Here is a 20458-nt window from a genome sequence, read left to right as displayed (position 1 = left end):
CGCTCCTCGCTCATTCCTGTACTGCGGTCGCGGGCCAGTCTAACGAGCGACCGCGATACGGCCGACGTGTACCGCATCATGAGACATTCCGTTCAGCCCATGATCGCGCCGCGCCACGCCGCCCGCGGGAGCGGGCCGCCCCGCCTACCGCTCGCCGACCGCGTCGCGGACGGGCCGGCGGCCGACGTTCCCCAGCTCCTCGGCCATGACCAGGCCCGCCTGCTCGGCGAGGTCGTCCTCCGCGAGGTCCTCGTCCGTGTCGAGCCCGTCCAGCGCCGCCAGCGGCTGGTCCAGCCGCACGTGCGCGACGAGCGACTGCAGCGCGCGCAGCGTCGCCGAGGCCGTCGAGCCCCAGTTGGAGAAGTACGAGAACTGCCACCACCACAGCGCCTCGGCCGTCCGGCCCGCCCGGTAGTGCGCCTGGCCGTGCCGCAGGTCGGCCACCACGTCGGCCACGTCGTCGGAGATCCGGTGCGCCACCGGCGCCTTCCGGGGCTCGTACGGGTCGAAGACCTCCGAGTAGACGTCTACCGGCTCCAGCAGGTACGCGAAGCGCTCGCGGAGCTCGTCCACGTCCGGCTCGGGTCCCAGGTCGGGCTCGTAGCGCTCGTCGGGCAGGACGTCCTGGTAGGCGCCGAGCCGGCCGCCCGCCAGGAGCAGCTGCGAGAACTCCAGCAGGAGGAAGGGCACGGCGCTGTCGGGATCCTCGCCCTTGGCCACCTCGGTGACCGCGACGATGAACGACTCGATCTGGTCCGCGATCTGGACGGCGAAGTCGTCCGGGTCCTGTCCCAGGGCGTGCAGCGTTGCGTCAGACATCGAGAAGTCGCCTTCCTTCAAAGGCACGCCCGAGCGTGACCTCGTCCGCGTACTCCAGGTCTCCCCCCACGGGGAGCCCGCTGGCCAGGCGGGTGACCTTCAGGCCCATGGGCTTGATCATGCGCGCGAGGTACGTGGCGGTCGCCTCGCCCTCCAGGTTCGGGTCGGTGGCCAGGATCAGCTCGTTCACCGCGCCGTCCGCGAGCCGCGCGAGCAGCTCGCGGATGCGCAGGTCGTCGGGGCCGACGCCCTCGATGGGGCTGATCGCCCCGCCCAGCACGTGGTACCGGCCGCGGAACTCGCGGGTCCGCTCGATCGCGACGACGTCCTTCGGCTCCTCCACCACGCAGATCACCGAGGTGTCGCGGCGCGGGTCGCGGCAGATGCCGCACTGCTCCTCCTGCGCCACGTTCCCGCAGACCGCGCAGAACCGGACCTTGTCCTTGACCTCCAGCAGGGCGTGCGCGAGGCGCCGGACGTCCGCGGGCTCCGCCTGCAGGATGTGGAAGGCGATCCGCTGCGCGCTCTTGGGCCCGACGCCGGGCAGCCTGCCCAGCTCGTCGATCAGGTCCTGGACCACGCCTTCGTACAACGGAACGCCTTCTTTCGCTATGGGTGGGGGTGCGGGGAGGGGCTAGAACGGCAGGCCGGGGATACCGCTGCCGCCGCCCAGGCCCTGGGCCAGCGGGCCCAGCTTCTGCTGCTGGAGCGCCTGGGCGTTCTCGTTGGCCGCCTGCACGGCGGCCACGACCAGGTCGGCGAGGGTCTCGGTGTCCTCCGGGTCGACCGCCTTCGGGTCGATCACCAGCGCGCGCAGCTCACCGGAGCCGGTGACGGTCGCCTTGACCAGGCCGCCTCCGGCCTGGCCGTCGACCTCCGTGCGCGCCAGCTCCTCCTGGGCCGCCGCGAGGTCCTGCTGCATCTTCTGGGCCTGCTGGAGCAGCTGCTGCATGTTGGGCTGACCGCCACCGGGAAACATCAGGTGATTCACTCCGTACGTCGGGACGCTTGGTCAATCCGAGCCTACGTGCTCACCGCGCGCAGCGCCCTACGCCGAGAGGACCAACTCTTTCGAGTGAGGGGCGCGGCGTGCGCATCGCTGATGGGGACCTTCCTGCGGGCGGAAAACCGGGGATTCCCCGCCCACCGGCCGCCTTTCGAAGGTAGGAAAGGGCATGCGCACCATTTAGCACACGCGCACCACCACACGTCAGCGCAGCAGAGGGAGCGCCGGGTGAGCCAGCCGGAGATGCAGCCCGAGGGGCCGGCCCGGGATCCCCGGGAGCCCCGGGACGCCCGGGAGGAGGGCGGCGGGCCGATGGCGGCGGGCGACCTGACCGGCGGGCCGTTCCCCCTGGGGGACTGGGGCGAGCCGGCCGAGCGGCTGGACGAGCTGTACCGGCGGGTGGAGGCCGACGCGCTGCGCACCGCCGACTGGTACCTCTCCGACCGGGCTTTCAAGCGGCGGGGCGCGCGGATCCTGCGAGCCGGGACGGCGGCCGGCGCGGTCGCCGGCGCCGCGATGCCGCTGCTGGATCTGGCCGGGGCGGCGCACGGCGCGGCCCAGTACGGCTACCTCGCGCTGCTGCTGAGCGCCGCGTGCCTGGCCTGCGACCGGTTCTTCGGCCTCACCTCGGGCTGGATGCGGGACGTCGCCACGGCGCAGGCGGTGCAGCGCCGGCTCCAGACCCTCCAGTTCGACTGGGCCTCGGAGAACGTGCGCGAGGTGCTGGGGCCCACCGAGGGCACCGCCGGGGAGGCCGCCGAGCGCTGCCTGACGGTCCTGCGCCGCTTCTCGGAGGACATCACGGAGCTGGTGCGCTCCGAGACGGCCGAGTGGATGGTCGAGTTCAGCGTCGGCCCGGCTCCGCTGGTCATGCAGTCCCTCGGCGGGTCCGCAGGCCGCGCCTCGGAGGCCGGCGCCCCGCCGGCCCGCTTCCCGCTCCCGCCGGGGACGCGCCCGAACATGCCGCGGCAGCGGCCGCCCGAGCAGCCCCGCTGACGCCCGCCGCGAGGGGCGGCGGGCGGGGCCGTGCGCGGGCCGTGTGCGCTGGGGCGGGGCCTCAGCTGAAGATGATCATCGAGCCCTGGCCGAGGCTCCGCGTCGCGGCCGCGTGCAGGCCCAGCCACACGTGCCGCTCCCGGGCGAAGGGGCTGTCGTCGTACGGGATCGGCACCGCCGGCTCCTCCAGCGATGTCGCCCGGCCGGGCGGGGCCGGGGCCGCCGGCGGGTTCGCCGGGTCGATCCCGATCGACGGGGCCACCACCGCGAGCTCGCGCAGCAGGCCCTGCCCCGAGCCCAGCGGGCCGCCCCCGGCCAGCAGTTCCTCGTTCGCCAGCGGCGCCCCGAAGTCGACCGGCACGTACGCGCCCGCGTGGTCGTAGTGCCAGACCAGGTGCGACTGCTGGGCCGCCGCCTCGAACATCTCCAGCAGCTGCTCGTAGTCCCCGCCCAGCTCGTCGACGGGGGTGACCGGCAGTCCGCAGACCCGCAGCAGGTAGGCCCGCCGCAGGAGGTGCAGGGCGTCGTAGTCGAACCCGGCGACCGGGGCGACGTCCCCGCTCAGCCCCGGCATGTACGCGAAGACCGGCACGGACGGCAGCCCGGCCTCGCGCAGCGCCTTGTCGTACGAGGCGATCTCTTCCGCGAAGGGGTTGTCGGGGCTGTGGCACAGCACGTCGACAAGGGGAACCAGCCACAGGTCACAGGCCACTCGGGCTCCGATCAGTCGTTGCCGCACCGGTGCCGCCAGCGTAGTGCTCCGGACACGCGGAGCGAAGGGCTGCGCAGAACCCGGGGCCCCGTGGGCCACACGCCGGCAGGCCCGGGACCGGTGCCGGCCGCCCCGGGGCGGGCCCGGCGGCTACCGGGGGCCCACCCTCCAGACCCAGACGTCCCGCACCCGCTCCGGCTCCCCGCCGAGCAGGCCCGTCAGGAGGCCCCGCAGCTCGTCGGCCCGGTCCTGGGACGGCAGCACCACGGCGCCCGCCTTCCAGTGTGCGAGGTCCTGGCGGGCCTGCTCCCGCCACTCCGGGGTGGCCTCCGGGGCCGGGGCGCCGTAGCGGACGTCCCGCAGCAGGTTCGACAGGTGGCGCGGCGGGGCGCCGTAGATGCCGATGCGCTCCTCGCCCCACGGGCCGTTGAAGTAGCCGCCGGCCAGCCGGAAGCCGAAGTCCGCCTCGACCTGCCAGTGCAGCGCGTCGGCCTGGCCGGGGTCGGGGAGGGGCACCGGGACGAGGGCCTCGCCCTCGCGGACGTACTCCTTCCAGGCGCCCGAGGTGATGAACGCGGGCACCGGCGCCCGGTCCCGCACCGCGAGCGGCAGCGGCAGCACCGGGATCACCGCGGCCGCGGCCGCCAGCAGGCCGAGTGTCCGCAGCTCGCGCGCCCGGGTGCGGGCGGCCCCGTCGAGCGCGAGGGCCAGCAGGATGCCGAGGATCGGGGCGCACACCATCGCGACGCGCCCCTCGATCACCGACTCGAACAGCGGCGCGTGGGCGAGCGGCGCCCAGGGGCCGGGCAGCACGATGTCGGTGAGCGGCAGCCGCACCCGGGGCCCCAGCGAGAGCAGCAGCGCGGCTGCGCCGGTGAGCGCGAGGGCGCGGATGCCGGGCCTGCGCCACAGCCAGACGCACACGGCGGTACCGAAGGCGAGCAGCGGCCACCCGTAGAAGGCGTTCTGCTCGGTGGTGTTCATGGAGAGCCGGGCGGCGGTCTCGGCGTCGCCGAAGAGGGACCGGGCGGCGTACTCGATCAGCGCGCGCGGGCTGTTGCCGGCGTTGTCGCCGTGGAGGACCGAGTGGTAGCTCTGCGGGCCGAGGAACTGCCAGTACAGCGGGACCGCCACCAGCGGCAGGCACACGGCCAGCGCGACGGCGAGGCCGCGCGCGAGGGGGCGCGCGGCGGCCAGGGCGCGCCGCCGGTCGACCAGCAGGTACGCCAGGCAGAACAACAGCATGCCGAGCGCGGCGATCAGCAGCGGCTCCTCGCCGATGAAGACCTGGTACGCCGCGAACAGGCCGAGCAGCACCCCGTCGCGGACGACGCGGCGGCCCTCGCACAGGCGCAGGGCCCGGTCGACGATCAGCGGCAGCATGAAGAGGACGACGAAGTTCGGGTGGCCGTTGGCGTGCGAGACCATAGGCGGCGCGAACGCGGCGAGCGCGCCTCCCGCGGCGGCGGCCCACCGGCCGCGGACGAAGCGGCGGCGGATCAGCCAGTACCAGGTCCAGGCGCTGGCGGCCATGCCGAGCGTGAGGACGAGGGCGAAGGTGACGGTCTCCCCGAACAGCAGCGTGACCGGGATGAACGGGACGTTCAGGCCGAGCATCGTGGCGTTCGCCATCAGGTTCACGCCGTCGGGCATGCCCTGGGCGGTGGTGAAGAGGGGGTTCCGCAGGTGGGTGACGTTGTCGGTGACGACGCCGGTGAACCACTCCCACTGGTTCTGGTCCTGGAGGGCGTCGCGCAGGTAGCGGCCGTCGAGGTCGGCCCACAGGCCGTGGAAGAGGTAGAAGGACAGGGCGAGGAACACCCCGGCGACCGCGAGGCCTCCGGCGTTCAGGCGCCACAGGTCGGCGAGCGCGCGGCGGCGGGCGCCCGCGGAGCGGCGGCCGGGCGGGCCGGTCGGTGCGGCGGAGCGGCGTACGGGCACTTCGGCGACGGCGCCGGGGCCGGACTCGCGGCGGAGCAGGCGGGTGGCCTCGGCGTCGATGGCGGGCCCGTCGAGGGTGGAGGCGGCGAAGGCGGCGCGCGCCCGGTCGCCGTCGAGGAGGGCGAAGCCGCAGGTATCGGCGCGGAAGCCGGGCACGCCGGGGATGCCGAGGGCGCGGACGAGGCGGCCGCCGGTCCGGCCGAGGACGGCGACGGGGGGTTCGGGGGCGGGGGCACGGTCGGCGGAGGGGTCCGCGGGCGGGGCCAGAAGCGGTTCCAGGCGGTCCAGTTCCTCCGGCGGTACGCCGAGCCCGGCGTCGGCCAGGAGGATGCGGCGGCCCGTGGAGGCGGCGACTCCGGCGCGCAGGGCGGCGCCCCTGCCGCGGGGGGCGTCGAGGCGGACGAGCCGGATCCGCGGATCGGCGGCCGCCTCGGCCGCGACGGCGGCGGCGGTGCCGTCGTCGGAGCCGTCGTCGGCGACGACGATCTCCCAGGCGGCGGGCCCGGTCCCGAGGCGGGAGTCGAGGTGCTCGCGGAGGGCGGCGGCGGTGGCGCGGATGCGGTGCCCGTCGCGGTACGCGGGGATGACGACGGACAGGCCGGCGGGCGCGGCGGGGCCGCCGCGGGCGGGGGCCGGGGCGTGCGGGGCGGCCGCCTGCGACGGGGTGGCGGAGGGCGGGGTGGCGGCGGTGGAGTCCGCGTTCGCGGCGCTCATGCGTCGGCCGTCTTCAGGGTGGCGGCCCAGTCCAGGCCGTGCTGGTTGTAGGCGTACACGAGGCGGCGCACCTCGTTGGCGTCGCCGCGGGTCACGGCGTCGATCAGCTCGTTGTGGCCGGACCACAGCCCGGCGTTCAGGTCCGGTGCCGCCTTCAGGTGCGGCACGGCGAAGACCCAGCACTGCACGCGGATGCGGTGCAGGAAATCGGAGATGTACGTGTTGCCGACCAGCCCGCTCAGCTCCCTCCAGAAGCGCAGGTCGTAGCCGATCAGCACGTCGAGCGAGCCGCTCTGCACGGCCCGGCACGCCTCTTCGGCCCGACGGCGCACCGACACCAGCCTCTCGCCGCAGCCGGGTGCGGTGCCGCGCTCCACGAGCCGCCGGAAGATCCCGTCGACTATGAGGGTACGGGCCTCGATCATCCCCCGGAAGTCGTCCAGGGTGAAGACGCGCACGCGGAAGCCGCGGTGCTCGTCGGATTCCAGCAGCCCCTGCGCGGCGAGGTCGACGAGCGCCTCGCGCACGGGCGTCGCGGAGACGCCGTACTGCTCGGCGATCTGCTTGACGGTGAACTCGGTGCCGGGTGGCAGACGGCCCGCCAGCACCTCGTCGCGCAGCGCGTCCGCGACCTGCCGGCGGAGTGTGTTGCGGGTGACGGCGGCGCTGCCTGCCATGGGGGTCCTTACTCCTTGGGTGAACTTCGGACACCTTAGGCCAGGCAGCGCGGCCGAAAACCGATCGATTCGGTGCTGTTACCGAGTTCGGCCCCGGTCAGGCGGAGGCCGTGTGCCGGTCGGCGACGGTCAGCGCCTCGTCCAGCAGGGCCAGGCCCTCCTTCGCCTCGGCCTCGGTGACGGTGCAGGGCGGAACGACGTGCACGCGGTTCATGTTCACGAACGGCCACAGCCCGGACGCCTTGCAGGCGGCCGCGAACTCGGCCATCGGCGCGTTGTCGGCGCCGGAGGCGTTGTACGGGACGAGCGGCTCGCGGGTCTCCCGGTCGCGGACGAGCTCGACGGCCCAGAAGGCGCCGAGGCCGCGGACGTCGCCGACGGACGGGTGGCGTTCGGCGATCTCGGCGAGGGCGGGCCCGATCACGTTCCGGCCGAGGTCGGCGGCGTGCCCGACGACACCTTCCTCCTCCATCGTGGTGATCGTCGCGACGGCGGCGGCGCAGGCCAGCGGATGTCCGGAGTAGGTCAGTCCGCCCGGGTAGGGGCGGGTGGCGAAGGTCTCGGCGATGGCCGCGGAGATGGCGACGCCGCCGAGCGGGACGTAGCCGCTGTTGACGCCCTTCGCGAAGGTGATCAGGTCGGGGGTGACGCCCCAGTGCTCGGCGGCGAACCACCGGCCGGTGCGGCCGAAGCCGGCCATGACCTCGTCGAGGACGAAGACGATGCCGTACCGGTCGCACAGCTCGCGGACGCCGGCCAGGTAGCCGGCGGGCGGCACCATGATGCCGGCGGTGCCGGGGACGGTCTCCAGGATGATCGCGGCGATGGAGGCCGGCCCCTCGAAGGCGATGGTGTCGGCGAGGTGGGCGAGGGCCCGCTCGCACTCCTCGGCCTCCGTGGCGGCGTGGAAGGGGGAGCGGTAGAGGAAGGGTCCCCAGAAGTGGACGACCCCGGCGGAGCCGGTGTCGGAGGGCCAGCGGCGCGGGTCGCCGGTCAGGTTGATCGCGGCGGCGGTGGCGCCGTGGTAGGAGCGGTACGCCGAGAGGACCTTGTGGCGGCCCGTGTGCAGGCGGGCCATGCGGACGGCGTTCTCGACGGCCTCGGCGCCGCCGTTGGTGAAGAACACCTTGTCGAGGTCGCCGGGGGTGCGTTCGGCGATGAGGCGGGCGGCCTCGGAGCGGACGTCGACGGCGAAGCCGGGCGCGAGGGTGCACAGGCGGCCCGCCTGGGCCTGGATGGCGGCGACCACCTTGGGGTGCTGGTGGCCGATGTTGGTGTTGACCAGCTGGGAGGAGAAGTCGAGGTAGCGGTTGCCGTCGTAGTCCCAGAAGTACGAGCCCTCGGCCCCGGCGACGGCGAGCGGGTCGATCAGGGCCTGGGCGGACCAGGAGTGGAAGACGTGGGCGCGATCGGCGGCCTTGACGGCGGCGCCGTCCGCGTCGGCGGGGAGGTGAGGGGTCATGCGGCCACGCTAGAAGTGCGCAGGTGGGAGGGGGTATCGGCGGAGTGTATGGGGGTCGGGGCCGGGCCTCGGCAGTCTGTCGCCGCGGACGGGGGCGGGGCGGGGTGAAACGGGGGGCGCGGGTGCGAACGGGCGGGGGGCGCGGGCGGGCTGTTGACAGCATGCTGACGTAATGACAGTCTGCTGTCATAAGCAGTCGGCCGAAGAAGCGGACGGGCGGCCTGCGGCGCTAGCCGCGGCGGCCCGCCGATGCGCACGGGAGGCGATGAACATGACCGCGAACCGCACCGACAAGCCGGTCCACCTGGCCGTGTACGACACGTACGCGGACTGGGAGACCGGCCACACCACGGCCCACCTCGCCCAGCGCGGGTTCCGCGTCCGCACCGTCGCGGACGGCGGCCGGCAGGAGGTGACCACGATGGGCGGCGTCCGCATCCGCCCCGATGGGGCGCTGGCCGACCTCTCACCGCAGGACTCCTCCCTGCTGATCCTGACCGGCGCGTCGCTGTGGGACACCGGAGACGACCTGGCCCCGTTCGCGGCGAAGGCGGCGGAGTTCCTGGCCGCCGGGGTGCCCGTGGCGGCGATCTGCGGGGCCACGGCCGGCCTGGCGCGCGCCGGGCTGCTGGACGGGCGCGCCCACACCAGCGGCGCCGCGGCGTACCTGGCGGAGCAGCCGGGCTACGGCGGGGCCGGGCGGTACGTCGAGGCCGACGCGGTGACGGACGGCGACCTGATCACCGCCGGGCCGACGGAGCCGGTGGCGTTCGCACGGGAGGTCTTCGCCCGGCTTGACGTGTACGGGCCGGAGGTGCTCGACGCGTGGTACCGGCTGTTCCGCCACTCGGACGCGAGCGCCTTCCCGGTGCTGATGGCGGCGGCGGAGCGGGGCGATGCCTGAGGGCGCGGCCGCGGCGGCGGGCGCGGCCGGGAGCGGCGGGAGCGGGGGGTTGTCCACGCGGGAGCGGCAGGAACTCCTCAGCGCGGCAGCGCTCGGCGTCTTCGGCCTGAACGGCCGGTTCCTCGCCCTCTCGGAGGAGCTGGCCCGGCCGGCCGGGCTGACCGCGGCGCGCTGGCAGGTGCTCGGCGCGGTCCTGCGGGAGCCGCTGCCGGTGGCCGGCATCGCCCGCGCCATGGGCATCACCCGGCAGAGCGTCCAGCGCGTCGCGGACCTCCTGGCCGCGCAGGGGCTCGCCGAGTACGTGCCCAACCCGGCGCACCGGCGCGCGAAACTGCTGCGCCCCACCCGGGAGGGGCGCGCGGCGATCGCCCGTATCGGACCGGGGCACGCGGCGGCGGCGACGGCGCTGGCGGAGCGGCTGGGCGACGAGTCGTTCCGGGAGGTCGTCGCCGCCCTGGACCGGCTGGCGGCGGCCATGGACGCCCTGCCGGGGCCGCCCGCTCCCCCGGCCGGCGACTGAACTGCTCCGAGGGGCGATCCGTCGAGGTCCTCCGCGTCGCCGCCGCCGGGAGGGCCTTGTCGGCGACGATGCGGAGACAGGGCCGGTCCCGGCACCCGAACCGGCGCCTGGTCGCCGACGGCCCGGCCGGCCGGCTTCGGCGGGCTCAGGCGAGTCGGTCGAGTTCCTCGCCGATGGCCGTGCGCAGGCCCTCGTGGCGGTCGCCGAGTTCGTGCTCGCTGCCCCTCCAGTACTGCTCGCCGTACAGCCAGACGGGCAGCCGGACCAGGTCGGCCGGCTCCCAGTCGTAGCGGGGCCAGACGTGGGCGTGCAGGTACGGGTCGGTGTTGCCCAGGATCTCGATGTTGACGCGGCGGAAGGCCGGGTCGAGGCGGCGGCAGGCCCGTTCGACGGCCTCGGCGAGCCGCTCCATGCCGGCGAGGTACGCCGTCCTGCGCGGCCGGGGCAGGTCCGAGAGCCGGGTCACCGAGGGGTCGTCGGTGAGCAGGACCGAGTAGCCGGGCAGGAATTGGCGGTCGCCGATCACTGCGAAGCCCTGGTCGAGGCGGCGCAGGACGGTGGGGTTCTCCCCTCGGTGCGCGCTGCCTATGCGATCGGCGCGCCAGTCGGTGTTGATCACGGGTGAAGCGTAGGCGGCCGCTTCCGACAGGGGGCCGGAAACGGGTAGTCGGCTTGGAAGGGCGGCCCGGCCTCGGGGGGTCGGCGGGGGCGGTGGCCGCCTTGGGGATGCGTCCCGGGGGCGGACCGGGACGGCCTGCGGGGCGCGTGCGGGTAGCTCGCGGGTCTCCCCTGTCATACCTGAGAGCCATTCACAAAGGACGCTCCTCGGCGGGACGCGGGCGACGGCCCCTGATCCATAGCTTCGTCACGGGAGGCGGAACCGGGCCGTGAAGGTCCCGTCCGGCCCCCTCTGGCAGCGCGACACGCGCAGGACGAAGGAGCAGGGGACCACCATGACCAGCCGCAGCGAAGGACGCCCCGGAGGCCGCCGCGAGGGACACCGCCTGCGCGGCCGCCTGCGCCGCACCCTGCTGGCCGGTGCCGTCGCCGCGGCCGTGGTGCTGCCCGTGTCCGCGGCCGCCTCCCCGGCCGTGCCCGCACCCGTGCCGTCGGCAGTCGGCGAGCAGGAGCCGCTGCAGGCGGTGTACGCCGCGCACCGCACCGGACTCGCCGCGGCCGCCCGCATGGCCGAGGACGCCGGCCGCCCCGGCCGGGCGGCCCGGCTGCGCGCCATGGAAGCGGGTGGTGCCGCGCAGTTCCTCGCCTTCGACGGCAGGGGGGCGGGCCGCGCGGTGGAGGTGTTCGGCGACCTCGCGGCGGCCGACCGGATTGCGGTGCTGGTGCCCGGCTCGGACACCACACTCGACACCTACCAGCGGTTCAGGGAGGGCGCCTCCGCGCTGTACGCGCGGCTCTCCGCCGAGCACCCCCGGTCCGCAGTGGTCACCTGGCTCGGGTACGACACGCCCGGCACGGTCAGCGCGTCCGTCCTGACCGCCGGCCGGGCCGACGAGGCCGCCGCCGAACTCGGCCCGTTCCTCTCCCGCCTGGCGCGCCGCGCCGGCCCCGGAGCCAGGATGTCGCTGCTGTGCCACTCCTACGGGTCGGTGGTCTGCGCCCGCACCGCCACCCGCTCCCCCGTCACCGATGTGGTCCTGTACGGCAGCCCCGGCACAGGCGCCCGCTCGGCGGCCGAACTGCCCACCGCTGCCCGCGTCTGGGCCGGCCGCGGCGGGTCGGACTGGATAGGGAGCGTGCCGCACGTCCGCCTCGGCGTGGTCGGCTTCGGTACGGACCCGGCCGACCCGGCCTTCGGCGCCCGGCCGTTCCGTGCCGGGCCGGGCGGCCACAGCGACTACCTGAAGCCCGGCACGGCGTCCCTGGACAGCCTGGCCGGCATCGTCCTCGGCGCCGCCGGCGCCACCCCGGAGGTGCCCCGTGCGTAGCCTCCGGGCCCGCTGGTCCGGCCTCGCCGACCGGGTCGAGGCGGGCACCCCCGCCGACCGGGACCGGTCCGTGGACGCCCTGCGGGCCCTCGCCATCCTCGGCGTGGTGCTCGGCCACTGGCTGGTGACGGCGATGACCTCCTCGGAGGGCGCGCTCGCCACCAGCAGCCCGCTGGCCCACATGCCGTGGCTGGCGCCCGTGTCGTGGGTGTTCCAGACGCTGGCCGTGTTCTTCTTCGTCGGCGGCCGGGTCGCCGCCCGCGGCCACGCCTCAGCCCGCGGGCGGGGCGTCCCGTACGGGGCCTGGGTGGGGCGGCGGCTGTCCCGGCTGTTCCGCCCGGTCGCCGCGGTCCTCGCCCTGTGGACGGTGGCCGCGGGCGGGATGCTGCTCGGAGGGGCCGCCTGGGACACCGTCCACGCGCTGGTGCGGCTCGTGCTGTCGCCGCTGTGGTTCCTGCTGGTGTTCGCCGTGCTGACGGCGGCGACGCCGCTGGCCGCGCGGCTGCACCCGGTGTGGCCCGGGGCTGTGGTGGCCGCCGTGGACGCGTGGCGGTTCGGGTGCGGCGGGCCCGAGTGGATCGCCTGGGTCAACGTGGCCGCGGGCTGGCTCGTCCCGTACACCCTCGGCGCGGCCTGGGCGCGCGGGGGGCTCGCCCGGCGCGGCCAGGCCCTGGCGCTGCTGGCCGGCGGGACCGCGGGCGCCGCGGTGCTGGTGCTGTGGGGCGGCTACCCGGCGTCCATGGTGGGCGTGCCCGGTGCGGCCGTCTCGAACCTGAACCCGCCGACGCTGGCCGCGGTCGCGTTCGGGCTGGCGCAGTGCGGGCTCGCCCTGCTGCTGCGGGAGCCGCTGGCGAGACTGCTGTCCCGTCCGCGGTTGTGGGCGGCGGTCGCCCTGCTCAACCTGTCCGCGATGACCGTGTTCCTCTGGCACCAGACGGCGATGATGGCCGTCACCGCGCTCGGCCTGACCTCCCCGGTCGGACTGCCCGGGCTGCACACCGTCCCCGACTCCCCGCTGTGGATACCCGCCCGACTGCTGTGGCTGCCCGTGTTCGCGGCGGCGCTGGCCGTCTGCCTGGCCGCGTTCCACGCCTATGAGCGCGCCGGGCGGACGGGCACCGGCACCGCCGGGGCCGGCGACGGCGTCCGCCCGGTCGGGGCGGCCCGGAGCCGGGAGGCGTCCCGTGTCTAGGGTGGTCCGCGTGAACGAGCAGCACAGCACCCCGGCCGCGGCACCCGGATCCGGGCCGGGCGCGGACACCGGGCGGCGGTTCGCGCCGCTGCGGGCCCTCGCCGCAGCCCTGTTCACACTCGAACGGAACCCGCTGCCCGGGATGTCCCGGCCGCGGTGGCTGGCCCGGCTGCCGCACCTGGGCCTGGCCTACGTGGCGGTGCTCTGCACGTTCCTGACGACCGAGCAGATGTCCTCCGACTACGGAGTGACCGGCGGCTACCCGCTCCTCGCGGCCGTGACGGGCGGCGCGTCCGTGATCCTCGCCATGTTCCGGCCCATCGCCGGCTGGTGGATGGCGCTCGCGGCCGCGTTCATGGTGGCCGTGCAGACGCACGGCCGCGCCGGCGAGGGGCAGAGCTGGCCGTGGACGCCGGTCGGCGTGGTGCTGTTCGCGTTCGTGGTGCTGCTGGTCGCGCTGCGGGTGCCGCCCCGGGTGACCACGGCAGTGGTCGGGCTGTCCGTCGCGTTCGGCGCGCTGGCCGAGGTGCGGTTCCGCCCGCCGGGCAGCGACAGCACGATCCCCGCCACCCTGCTGCTGTTCGCCTTCGCCGGCGTGCTCGGATACGCCCTGCGCGCCGGCCGCCTGGCCCGCAGCAGACTCGTCGAGCAGGAGACGCTCACCGAGGAGGAGCGGGCCCGCCGGGCCCTGCTGGAGGAGCGCAGCCGCATAGCGCGCGAACTGCACGACGTGGTCGCCCACCACATGTCGGTCATCTCCATCCAGGCGCAGGTCGCCCCGCACCTGGTCCAGGATCCGCCGCCGGAGCTCAGGGAGAACCTGGCGGGCATCCGGGAGAACGCCCTCGAGGCCCTCACCGAGCTGCGGCGGGTGTTGGGCGTGCTGCGCTCCGAGCAGGCCGACGACCCGGCGGACCCGCACCACCCGCAGCCCACTCTCGCCGAGTTGGAGGGACTCGTCGCCAACGTGCGCAGCGCCGGGCTCGAGGTGACCACGGCGATCGCGGGCATCCGGCGGCCGCTGGCGCCGGGCGTGGAGCTCACCGCATACCGGATCGTGCAGGAGGCGCTCAGCAACTGCCTTCGGCACGCCCCTGGATCACGGGTGGAGGTGGGCATCGCGTACGGCCCGCGGGAGCTGCACCTGTGCGTCGCCAACACGGCGCCGACCCGGCAGGCCCCGCCCTCGCAGGGCGCAGGGCACGGGCTGCTCGGCATGCGGGAGCGTGCGGGCATGCTGGGGGGCGAGCTCGCCGCGGGACCGCGGCCGGGCGGCGGGTACGAGGTGAGCGCCGTGCTCCCCGTGGACCCCCGGACGAAGGACTAGAAGGACGCCATGACGACGACGGCCGAACCGACCCGGGTGATGATCGCCGACGACCAGATGATGGTGCGGCAGGGCTTCACCGTCCTGCTCAACGCACAGCCCGACATAGAGGTGGTCGGGCAGGCCGTGGACGGCGCGGACGCCGTGGCGAAGGCGGCCGAACTCCGGCCGGATGTGGTGCTGATGGACATCCGCATGCCGGGGATGGGCGGCATCGAGGCCACGTCGGTGATCACCGCGTCGGGCTCCGAGGCGAAGGTGCTGGTCCTCACGACCTTCGATCTCGACGAGTACGTGTACGAGGCGCTGCGGGCCGGCGCGTCCGGGTTCCTGCTGAAGGACGCCTCCGCGGACCAGCTGGCCGAGGCGGTGCGGGTCGTCGCGGCCGGCGAGGCGCTGCTGTCCCCGAACATCACCAAGCGGCTCATCACCGAGTTCTCGCGGCTCGGCGCGCCCCGCGCGCCGTCGAAGGCGCGGATCGCGGAGCTGACCGAGCGGGAGACGGAGGTGCTGGCGCTGATCGCGCAGGGGCTGTCCAACGCGGAGATCGCCGGGCGGCTCGTCGTGGCCGAGCAGACCGTGAAGACGCACGTGGGGCGGATCCTGGTGAAGCTCGGCCTGCGGGACCGCACGCAGGCGGCGGTCTTCGCGTACGAGACGGGTCTGGTCCGTCCGACGGGCTACTGAGGGGCCCGGGTAGTACCTGAGGGGGAGGCGCGCAGATCCCCTTGTGCGGCGACGCGGACGAGACGGGCGCGGACCTACGGTGGTGCCATGACCGAGAAGACTTCCGGGGCGAATCCCGGGACCCCCGAGATCCGGCTGGCTTCGGGAATCCTCCGGAGCCTGCGCGAGGAGCTGATCACGGACGCCTTCGCGTACCGGCCCCTGAAGCCGATGCGCACGGACGGCCCGGTGGTGCGGCGTCTGCCTGCGGGGATAAGGGCGAAGGCGCCGTTCCTGCCGCATGCGGTGATCGCCGGCGCGGCCCTGCTGGTGGTGCTGTTCGCGCTCGCCGCGAACGACTTCCTGTGGCCTCCGGGAGCGCTTCTGCTGGCCGCGATCGCGGCCGCGCCGGTGCTGATGACGCTGGTCCGGCCCGTCGGGGCGTTCTGGGCGGCTCTGGCGGCGACCGCGGCGCTCGCCCTGGCGGGCGTCGAGGACGGGGGGACCTGGCCGTGGGGGCCGGCGAGCTTCGTCTCGTACCTGTTCACCGTGACCGTCGTCGCGATGCGGACCCGGCCCCGGACCGCGGGCTGGATGTGGGTGGTCACGCTGCTGTTCGGGATCTCGGCCCCCGTCCTGGCCGGGGGCGACTCGGAGAACGCCGCACCGATGCTGTTCCTGCTGGCCGTCTCCCTGCTGGTGGTGACGGTCCGCCACACCCGCCGCGCGGCGGAGCAGGAGGTGAGCGCACAGGCGGAGGTCACCGCGGTCGAGCGGGACCGGAGGACGCTGCTGGAGGAGCGGACGACGATCGCGCGCGAACTGCACGACGTGGTGGCCCACCACATGTCGGTGGTGGCGATCCAGGCGGAGGCCGCGCCGTACCGGGTGAAGAACCCGCCGCCGGAGCTGGAGGCGGCGTTCGCGACGATCCGGGAGAACGCGGTGGCGGCGCTGACGGAGCTGCGCCGGGTGCTGGGAGTGGTCCGCTCCGAGGACTACGAGGCGCCGGACGCCCCGCAGCCGACGCTGGCCTCGCTGGACGGCCTCGTGGCCAACGTGCGGGAGGCCGGCCTGCGGGTGGAGAAGACGGTGACGGGCCCGGTGCGGGAGCTGCCGCAGGGGGTCGAGCTGTCGGCGTACCGGATCGTGCAGGAGGCCCTCAGCAACACCCTGCGCCATGCGCCGGGGGCGTCCGCCGAGGTCGAGGTGTCGTACGTGCTGGGCGGGCTCGGCATACGCGTCGTCAACGGGGCGCCGACCGGGAACGTGCGGCCTTCGCCGGGCGCGGGACACGGGATCACCGGCATGCGGGAGCGGGTGGCCATGCTGGAGGGGGAGATGACGGCCGGGCAGACGGCGGAAGGCGGATACGAGGTGGCGGTGTTCATACCCGTGCGCGGGCAGGAAGCGGCCCGGGAGACGGCGCGGGAAAACGTATGACGATCAGGGTTCTCATCGTCGACGACCAGATGATGGTCCGGGAGGGCTTCTCGGTCCTGCTGAACGCGATGGACGGCATCGAGGTGGTCGGCGAGGCCGTCGACGGGCGGGAGGCCATCGCACAGGTGGCGGCCCTCAGGCCGGACGTGGTACTGATGGACGTCCGGATGCCGGTGATGAACGGGCTGGAGGCGACGCGTGAGATCGCCGCCATGGGCACGGACGCGAAGGTGCTGGTCCTGACGACGTTCGACCTCGACGAGTACGTGTACCAGGCACTGCGCGCCGGAGCCTCCGGGTTCCTGCTGAAGGACGCCTCTGCCAGGCAACTGGCAGAGGGGGTGCGGGTGGTGGCGTCCGGGGAGGCGCTGCTGGCGCCGACGGTCACCAAGCGGCTGATCCTGGAGTTCTCCCGGCTGTCGGCGGCGCCGAGGCCGGTCGGCGCCGCCGGTGTGGGGGAGCTGACGGACCGGGAGACGGAGGTACTCGTCCTGATAGCGCAGGGGCTGTCCAATGCCGAGATCGCGGACCGGCTGGTGGTGGCCGAGTCCACCATCAAGACGCACGTCAGCCGGATCCTGGTGAAGCTGGGCCTGCGGGACCGAACGCAGGCGGCCGTCTTCGCCTACGAGACCCGCCTCGTCACCCCGGCGTAGCCGTCCCGACGCGGCCCGGCTGCCGTGCGCGGACCGGCTGCCATGCGCGGTCCGGCTGCCCTGTGCGGTAACAGCACTAGGCTGCGGGCATGGGCTTTGATCCGTGGGATGCCGCGTTCGTCGCCGATCCGTACCCGGCCTACCGGGAGTTGCGGGAGCAGGGCCGGGCCGTGTGGTGCGAGGCCACCGGGCAGTGGCTGGTGCCGCACTACGCCGACGTCAGCGCGCTGCTGCGCGACCGGCGGCTCGGGCGGACGTACCTGCACCGCTTCTCACACGAGGAGTTCGGGCGGACGGCGCCGCCGCCGGAGCACGAGCCGTTCCACGTGCTCAACGACAACGGGCTGCTCGACCTGGAGGACCCGGCGCACGGGCGGGTGCGGCGGCTGGTGTCGAAGGCGTTCACACCGCGGACGGTGGAGCGGCTCGCACCGGCGGTGGAGCGGCTCGCCGGGGAGCTGGTCGGCCGGCTCCTCGCCGACGGCGGCGGTGACCTGCTGACGGTGGTCGCCGAGCCGCTGCCCGTGGCCGTGATCGCGGAGCTGCTGGGGGTGCCGGAGGGGGACCGGGGGCTGCTGCGGCCGTGGTCCGCGGACATCTGCGGGATGTTCGAGCTGCGGCCCGACGAGGACACGGCGCGGCGGGCCGTGCAGGCCAGCACCGAGTTCAGCGCCTACCTGCGGAAGCTGATCGCCCGGCGGCGCAGGCAGCCCGGCGAGGACTTGGTCTCCGGTCTGATCGCCGCGCACGACGAGGAGGGGAGGCTCAGCGAACAGGAGATGATCTCTACCTGTGTGCTGCTGCTGAACGCCGGACACGAGGCCACCGTGAACACGACCGTCAACGGCTGGTGGGCGCTCTTCCGCAATCCCGCACAGCTGGCCGCGCTCCGCCGGGAAAAGTTGTCCACAGCTGTGGATGAACTGATGCGCTACGACACCCCGCTCCAGATGTTCGAGCGGTGGGTCCTGGACGACATCGAGATCGGCGGCACGGCCATCCCCCGCGGCGCGGAGGTCGCCCTCCTGTTCGGCTCCGCCAACCGCGACCCGGCCCGCTTCGCGGACCCGGACACCCTCGACCTCTCCCGCACCGACAACCCGCACCTCAGTTTCGGCGCGGGCATCCACTACTGCCTGGGCGCCCCGCTCGCCCGCCGCGAGCTGGCGGCCTCCTTCGGCGCACTCCTCGCGGACGGCGTGCCCCCGCTGAAACTCGTCCGCGAACCGGAGTGGCAGCCCGGGTACGTGATCCGCGGGCTGCGGGAGCTGCTCGTCGAGTTCTGAGGGCCCCGCCCTCGCGTGCTATGGTCCACTCCAAGGCCTCCGGCTCTCCCTGACGGGAGCGAACGGAGGCTTTTTTCATGCCTTCTGACGCCTCATCACCCAAGTTGCCCGTGCCGTCCGGCGCCCGCCCCGGGTACCGGGAGCTGCTGCGGAACCGGGAGTTCGCCGGGCTCTTCGCCGGCTTCGCCCTCACCGCCGCCGCGAGCGCCCTGTCCGGGTTCGCCCTCGGCAGCCTCGTCGACCGCCAGACCGGCTCCCCCTTCCTGACGGCGGTCAGCATGTACGGGGCGACCTTCGCGACCGTGCTCGGGGCGCTGACCCTGATGTCCGTCGCCGACGGCAGCCGCCCCCGCCGCACCCTGCTCGCCCTCCAAGGCGCCTCCCTCGCCGGGATCGCAGCCCAGGCGGTGCCGGGGCTGCCGCTCGCCGCCCGCTTCGCGCTCCTGCTCGCCCTCGGCTTCTTCCAGTCCCTCGGCACCGGCACCCGCATGGGCCTGCTCGCCGAGATCGTCCCCGCCGCCGCCTACGCGCCGGCCCGCTCGCTGATGAACATCACCGCCGGCACCGTGTCCGTCCTCGGCTACGCCTCCGGCGCGCTGCTGCTGCGCGCGATCGGCCCGCACGGGCTGTTCGCGGCCGCCGCCGCGCTCACCGCGCTCTCCCTGGCCGCCGCCGCGGCGACCCTGCGCGAACGCTCGATCCGGGTCGCCCGACGCCCCGGCCTGCGCAGCACCTGGGCCGGCAACGCCGACCTGCTGGGCCGCCCCGGCCGACGGGCCCTGCTGCTGAACCTGTGGGTGCCGAACGGCCTGGTCGTCGGCTGCGAGGCGCTGTTCATCCCGTACGCCGGGCAGTACGCCGGCCACCTCCTGGCCGCAGCGTCCGCGGGGCTGCTCCTCGGCGACCTCGCCGTCGGGCGGCTGCTCACCGCCGAGGGCAGGCGCCGCGCCGCCTTCCCGCTCCGGATGCTGATGGCCGCGCCGTTCCTCGTGTTCGCGTGGCACCCGCCGCTGCCGGCCGCCGCCGTCGCCGTGTTCCTCGCCGGCGCCGGCTTCGCGGCGACGCTGCCGCTGCAGGAGCAGCTCCTCGAGCTGACGCCGGACGCGTTCCGCGGCCAGGTCCAGGGCGCGGAGTCCGCGGGGCGGATGACCTGGCAGGGCCTCGGCGCCGCCCTCGCCGGCGCCGCCGCGCAGGCGGTGGGCCCGGCCGCGGCGATCACGGCCCTCGCGGCCGCCTCGCTCGCCGTCACCGTCCTGTCCCGCCGCCAGGTGCTGCGCGAGACGGCCCGTACGCCGGTCAGCGCGGCAGGATGAGCCCCCACGCCGCCGGCCGCACCGTCCACGTCCGCCGGCGGACCGGCCCGGAGACCGCCGCGTCGGCCCGGTAGCGGAAGTCGGCGCCCGCCACCGTGACCGCCGCGGCACGGGCCCGGACCACGGAGCCCTCCGCCCGGACGACGACCTCGGCCAGGCCGCCCCCGCCGGGCGCGACCGCGACGTCGTCGACGGGGCGGTCCACGTCGGCCAGCACCACCCCGTCGGCCTCCACCCGCAGCCGGTGCCCGGCGGCCGGCGCCGCCGGCGGCCCGGCGAGCGTGCGCACCAGGGACCGGTAGGCACTGCGCACCGAGGCGCCCGCCGCCCGGGGCACGGGCGGCCGGGCGGGCGGGATGCGCAGGCCGCCGAGGACGACGCCGTCGCCGTCGTCGACGAGCAGGTCGCGGACGCCGACGACCCCGTCCAGGGCCGCCCGCGCCGCGGACACCGCCGACGTCGGGACCCCCAGCAGCCGCGCCAGCCCCAGCGAGCCCGCCTGCCCCACGGGGACGACCGAGAGGGCCTCCCCGTCGAGCTCCCGCTCCCGGTGCAGCAGCCCGACCGCCCGTACGAGGGCCCGGTCGTCGCCGACGATCACCGGCCGCCGATGGCCGCGGCGGGCGAGCGCCCGCGCGAACTCCTCGGGCGACTGGGGGAGGCAGATCTTCGCCGCCGCCCCGGCCGACAGCACGTCCCTCGCGATGCGCACGGACTCTCCGTCGAGACGGCGCGCGACCGGGTCGACGAGCACCAGCAGGGCGCCGACCGGCGCGCCCGCAGGGCTCATGGTGGGCTCCGGAGCCGACACCTCGGTCCTTCCTCGGGTAGCATCTTTGTGCAAGAGGCCCTTGCGCTATTGCGCCAGGGCCTTCGTC

20 protein-coding genes are annotated in these 20458 nt (G+C 75.0%); 11 read left to right on the top strand and 9 right to left on the bottom strand.

Annotated elements, in window-relative coordinates:
- Positions 1-144: 144 nt before the first annotated feature.
- From ACZ462_RS25185 to ACZ462_RS25175, 3 genes are read right to left on the bottom strand one after another with little or no spacing between them, the layout of a single operon-like run.
- Positions 145-819, bottom strand: coding sequence for a DUF5063 domain-containing protein (locus ACZ462_RS25185; protein WP_467805611.1), 675 nt, complete (start codon positions 817-819; stop codon positions 145-147).
- Positions 812-1411, bottom strand: coding sequence for a recombination mediator RecR (gene recR, locus ACZ462_RS25180; RefSeq protein ID WP_189811461.1), 600 nt, complete (start codon positions 1409-1411; stop codon positions 812-814). The genes ACZ462_RS25185 and recR overlap by 8 nt, the downstream gene beginning before the upstream one ends.
- 42 nt (positions 1412-1453) lie before the next feature.
- Positions 1454-1798 carry a YbaB/EbfC family nucleoid-associated protein gene (locus ACZ462_RS25175; protein ID WP_114053486.1) on the bottom strand — a complete coding sequence of 115 codons (345 nt, stop codon included), beginning with the start codon at positions 1796-1798 and terminating at the stop codon, positions 1454-1456.
- Between the two features lie 255 nt (positions 1799-2053).
- Here ACZ462_RS25175 and ACZ462_RS25170 point away from each other — a divergent pair, with 255 nt between their 5' ends.
- A complete protein-coding gene (locus ACZ462_RS25170; protein WP_467805613.1) occupies positions 2054-2821 on the top strand; it encodes an SLATT domain-containing protein in 768 nt (255 codons plus the stop codon).
- Positions 2822-2882: 61 nt separating this feature from the next.
- On the opposite strand, the gene ACZ462_RS25165 is transcribed toward ACZ462_RS25170, so the two are convergent.
- The 4 genes from ACZ462_RS25165 to ACZ462_RS25150 all read right to left on the bottom strand — a co-directional run bounded on the left by ACZ462_RS25165 (position 2883) and on the right by ACZ462_RS25150 (position 8327).
- Positions 2883-3533: a hypothetical protein gene (locus ACZ462_RS25165; protein WP_467805615.1), complete on the bottom strand. Its 651-nt coding sequence runs from the start codon at positions 3531-3533 to the stop codon at positions 2883-2885.
- Between the two features lie 150 nt (positions 3534-3683).
- Complete coding sequence (locus ACZ462_RS25160; RefSeq protein WP_467805616.1) at positions 3684-6188, bottom strand: glycosyltransferase; 2505 nt, start codon at positions 6186-6188, stop codon at positions 3684-3686.
- Positions 6185-6865, bottom strand: coding sequence for a GntR family transcriptional regulator (locus tag ACZ462_RS25155; RefSeq protein ID WP_467805618.1), 681 nt, complete (start codon positions 6863-6865; stop codon positions 6185-6187). Before ACZ462_RS25155 ends, ACZ462_RS25160 begins: the two co-directional genes overlap by 4 nt.
- A 97-nt stretch (positions 6866-6962) precedes the next feature.
- Complete coding sequence (locus tag ACZ462_RS25150; RefSeq protein ID WP_467805620.1) at positions 6963-8327, bottom strand: aminotransferase class III-fold pyridoxal phosphate-dependent enzyme; 1365 nt, start codon at positions 8325-8327, stop codon at positions 6963-6965.
- Between the two features lie 265 nt (positions 8328-8592).
- On the opposite strand from ACZ462_RS25150, the gene ACZ462_RS25145 reads away from it, so the two are divergent.
- The gene (locus ACZ462_RS25145; RefSeq protein ID WP_467805622.1) at positions 8593-9231 is read left to right on the top strand and encodes a DJ-1/PfpI family protein; all 639 of its coding nucleotides are present in this window, start codon (positions 8593-8595) and stop codon (positions 9229-9231) included.
- A complete protein-coding gene (locus tag ACZ462_RS25140; RefSeq protein ID WP_467805624.1) occupies positions 9224-9751 on the top strand; it encodes a MarR family winged helix-turn-helix transcriptional regulator in 528 nt (175 codons plus the stop codon). The genes ACZ462_RS25145 and ACZ462_RS25140 overlap by 8 nt, the downstream gene beginning before the upstream one ends.
- Positions 9752-9896: 145 nt before the next feature.
- Here the strand turns inward: ACZ462_RS25140 and ACZ462_RS25135 are convergent, their stop codons facing one another.
- Positions 9897-10367 carry an HIT family protein gene (locus ACZ462_RS25135; protein WP_467805683.1) on the bottom strand — a complete coding sequence of 157 codons (471 nt, stop codon included), beginning with the start codon at positions 10365-10367 and terminating at the stop codon, positions 9897-9899.
- A gap of 337 nt (positions 10368-10704) precedes the next feature.
- On the opposite strand from ACZ462_RS25135, the gene ACZ462_RS25130 reads away from it, so the two are divergent.
- The 8 genes from ACZ462_RS25130 (at position 10705) to ACZ462_RS25095 (ending at position 19580) form a co-directional block, all read left to right on the top strand.
- Positions 10705-11697, top strand: coding sequence for an alpha/beta hydrolase (locus ACZ462_RS25130; RefSeq protein WP_467805626.1), 993 nt, complete (start codon positions 10705-10707; stop codon positions 11695-11697).
- Positions 11690-12889, top strand: a complete 1200-nt coding sequence (locus ACZ462_RS25125; protein ID WP_467805627.1) for an acyltransferase family protein — start codon at positions 11690-11692, stop codon at positions 12887-12889. The genes ACZ462_RS25130 and ACZ462_RS25125 overlap by 8 nt, the downstream gene beginning before the upstream one ends.
- Positions 12890-12899: 10 nt before the next feature.
- Complete coding sequence (locus ACZ462_RS25120; protein ID WP_467805629.1) at positions 12900-14216, top strand: sensor histidine kinase; 1317 nt, start codon at positions 12900-12902, stop codon at positions 14214-14216.
- Between the two features lie 9 nt (positions 14217-14225).
- Positions 14226-14903 carry a response regulator gene (locus tag ACZ462_RS25115; RefSeq protein WP_467805630.1) on the top strand — a complete coding sequence of 226 codons (678 nt, stop codon included), beginning with the start codon at positions 14226-14228 and terminating at the stop codon, positions 14901-14903.
- A gap of 87 nt (positions 14904-14990) precedes the next feature.
- Positions 14991-16325, top strand: coding sequence for a sensor histidine kinase (locus ACZ462_RS25110; RefSeq protein ID WP_467805632.1), 1335 nt, complete (start codon positions 14991-14993; stop codon positions 16323-16325).
- Positions 16322-16981, top strand: a complete 660-nt coding sequence (locus tag ACZ462_RS25105; protein WP_467805634.1) for a response regulator — start codon at positions 16322-16324, stop codon at positions 16979-16981. Before ACZ462_RS25110 ends, ACZ462_RS25105 begins: the two co-directional genes overlap by 4 nt.
- An 89-nt stretch (positions 16982-17070) precedes the next feature.
- On the top strand, positions 17071-18267 hold the full coding sequence (locus ACZ462_RS25100) for a cytochrome P450 (protein WP_467805635.1): 1197 nt from the start codon (positions 17071-17073) through the stop codon (positions 18265-18267).
- Between the two features lie 77 nt (positions 18268-18344).
- On the top strand, positions 18345-19580 hold the full coding sequence (locus ACZ462_RS25095) for an MFS transporter (RefSeq protein WP_467805637.1): 1236 nt from the start codon (positions 18345-18347) through the stop codon (positions 19578-19580).
- On the opposite strand, the gene ACZ462_RS25090 is transcribed toward ACZ462_RS25095, so the two are convergent.
- Entirely contained in the window at positions 19564-20370 is an 807-nt protein-coding gene (locus ACZ462_RS25090) for a diacylglycerol kinase (RefSeq protein WP_467805638.1), read from the bottom strand. The genes ACZ462_RS25095 and ACZ462_RS25090 overlap by 17 nt on opposite strands.
- Positions 20371-20458 lie beyond the last annotated feature (88 nt).

It is taken from the genome of Streptomyces sp. NPDC031121 (assembly GCF_055570615.1).
The sequence above is the reverse complement of the archived record's forward strand: the minus strand, read 5'-3'. Positions and strand labels throughout refer to the sequence as shown.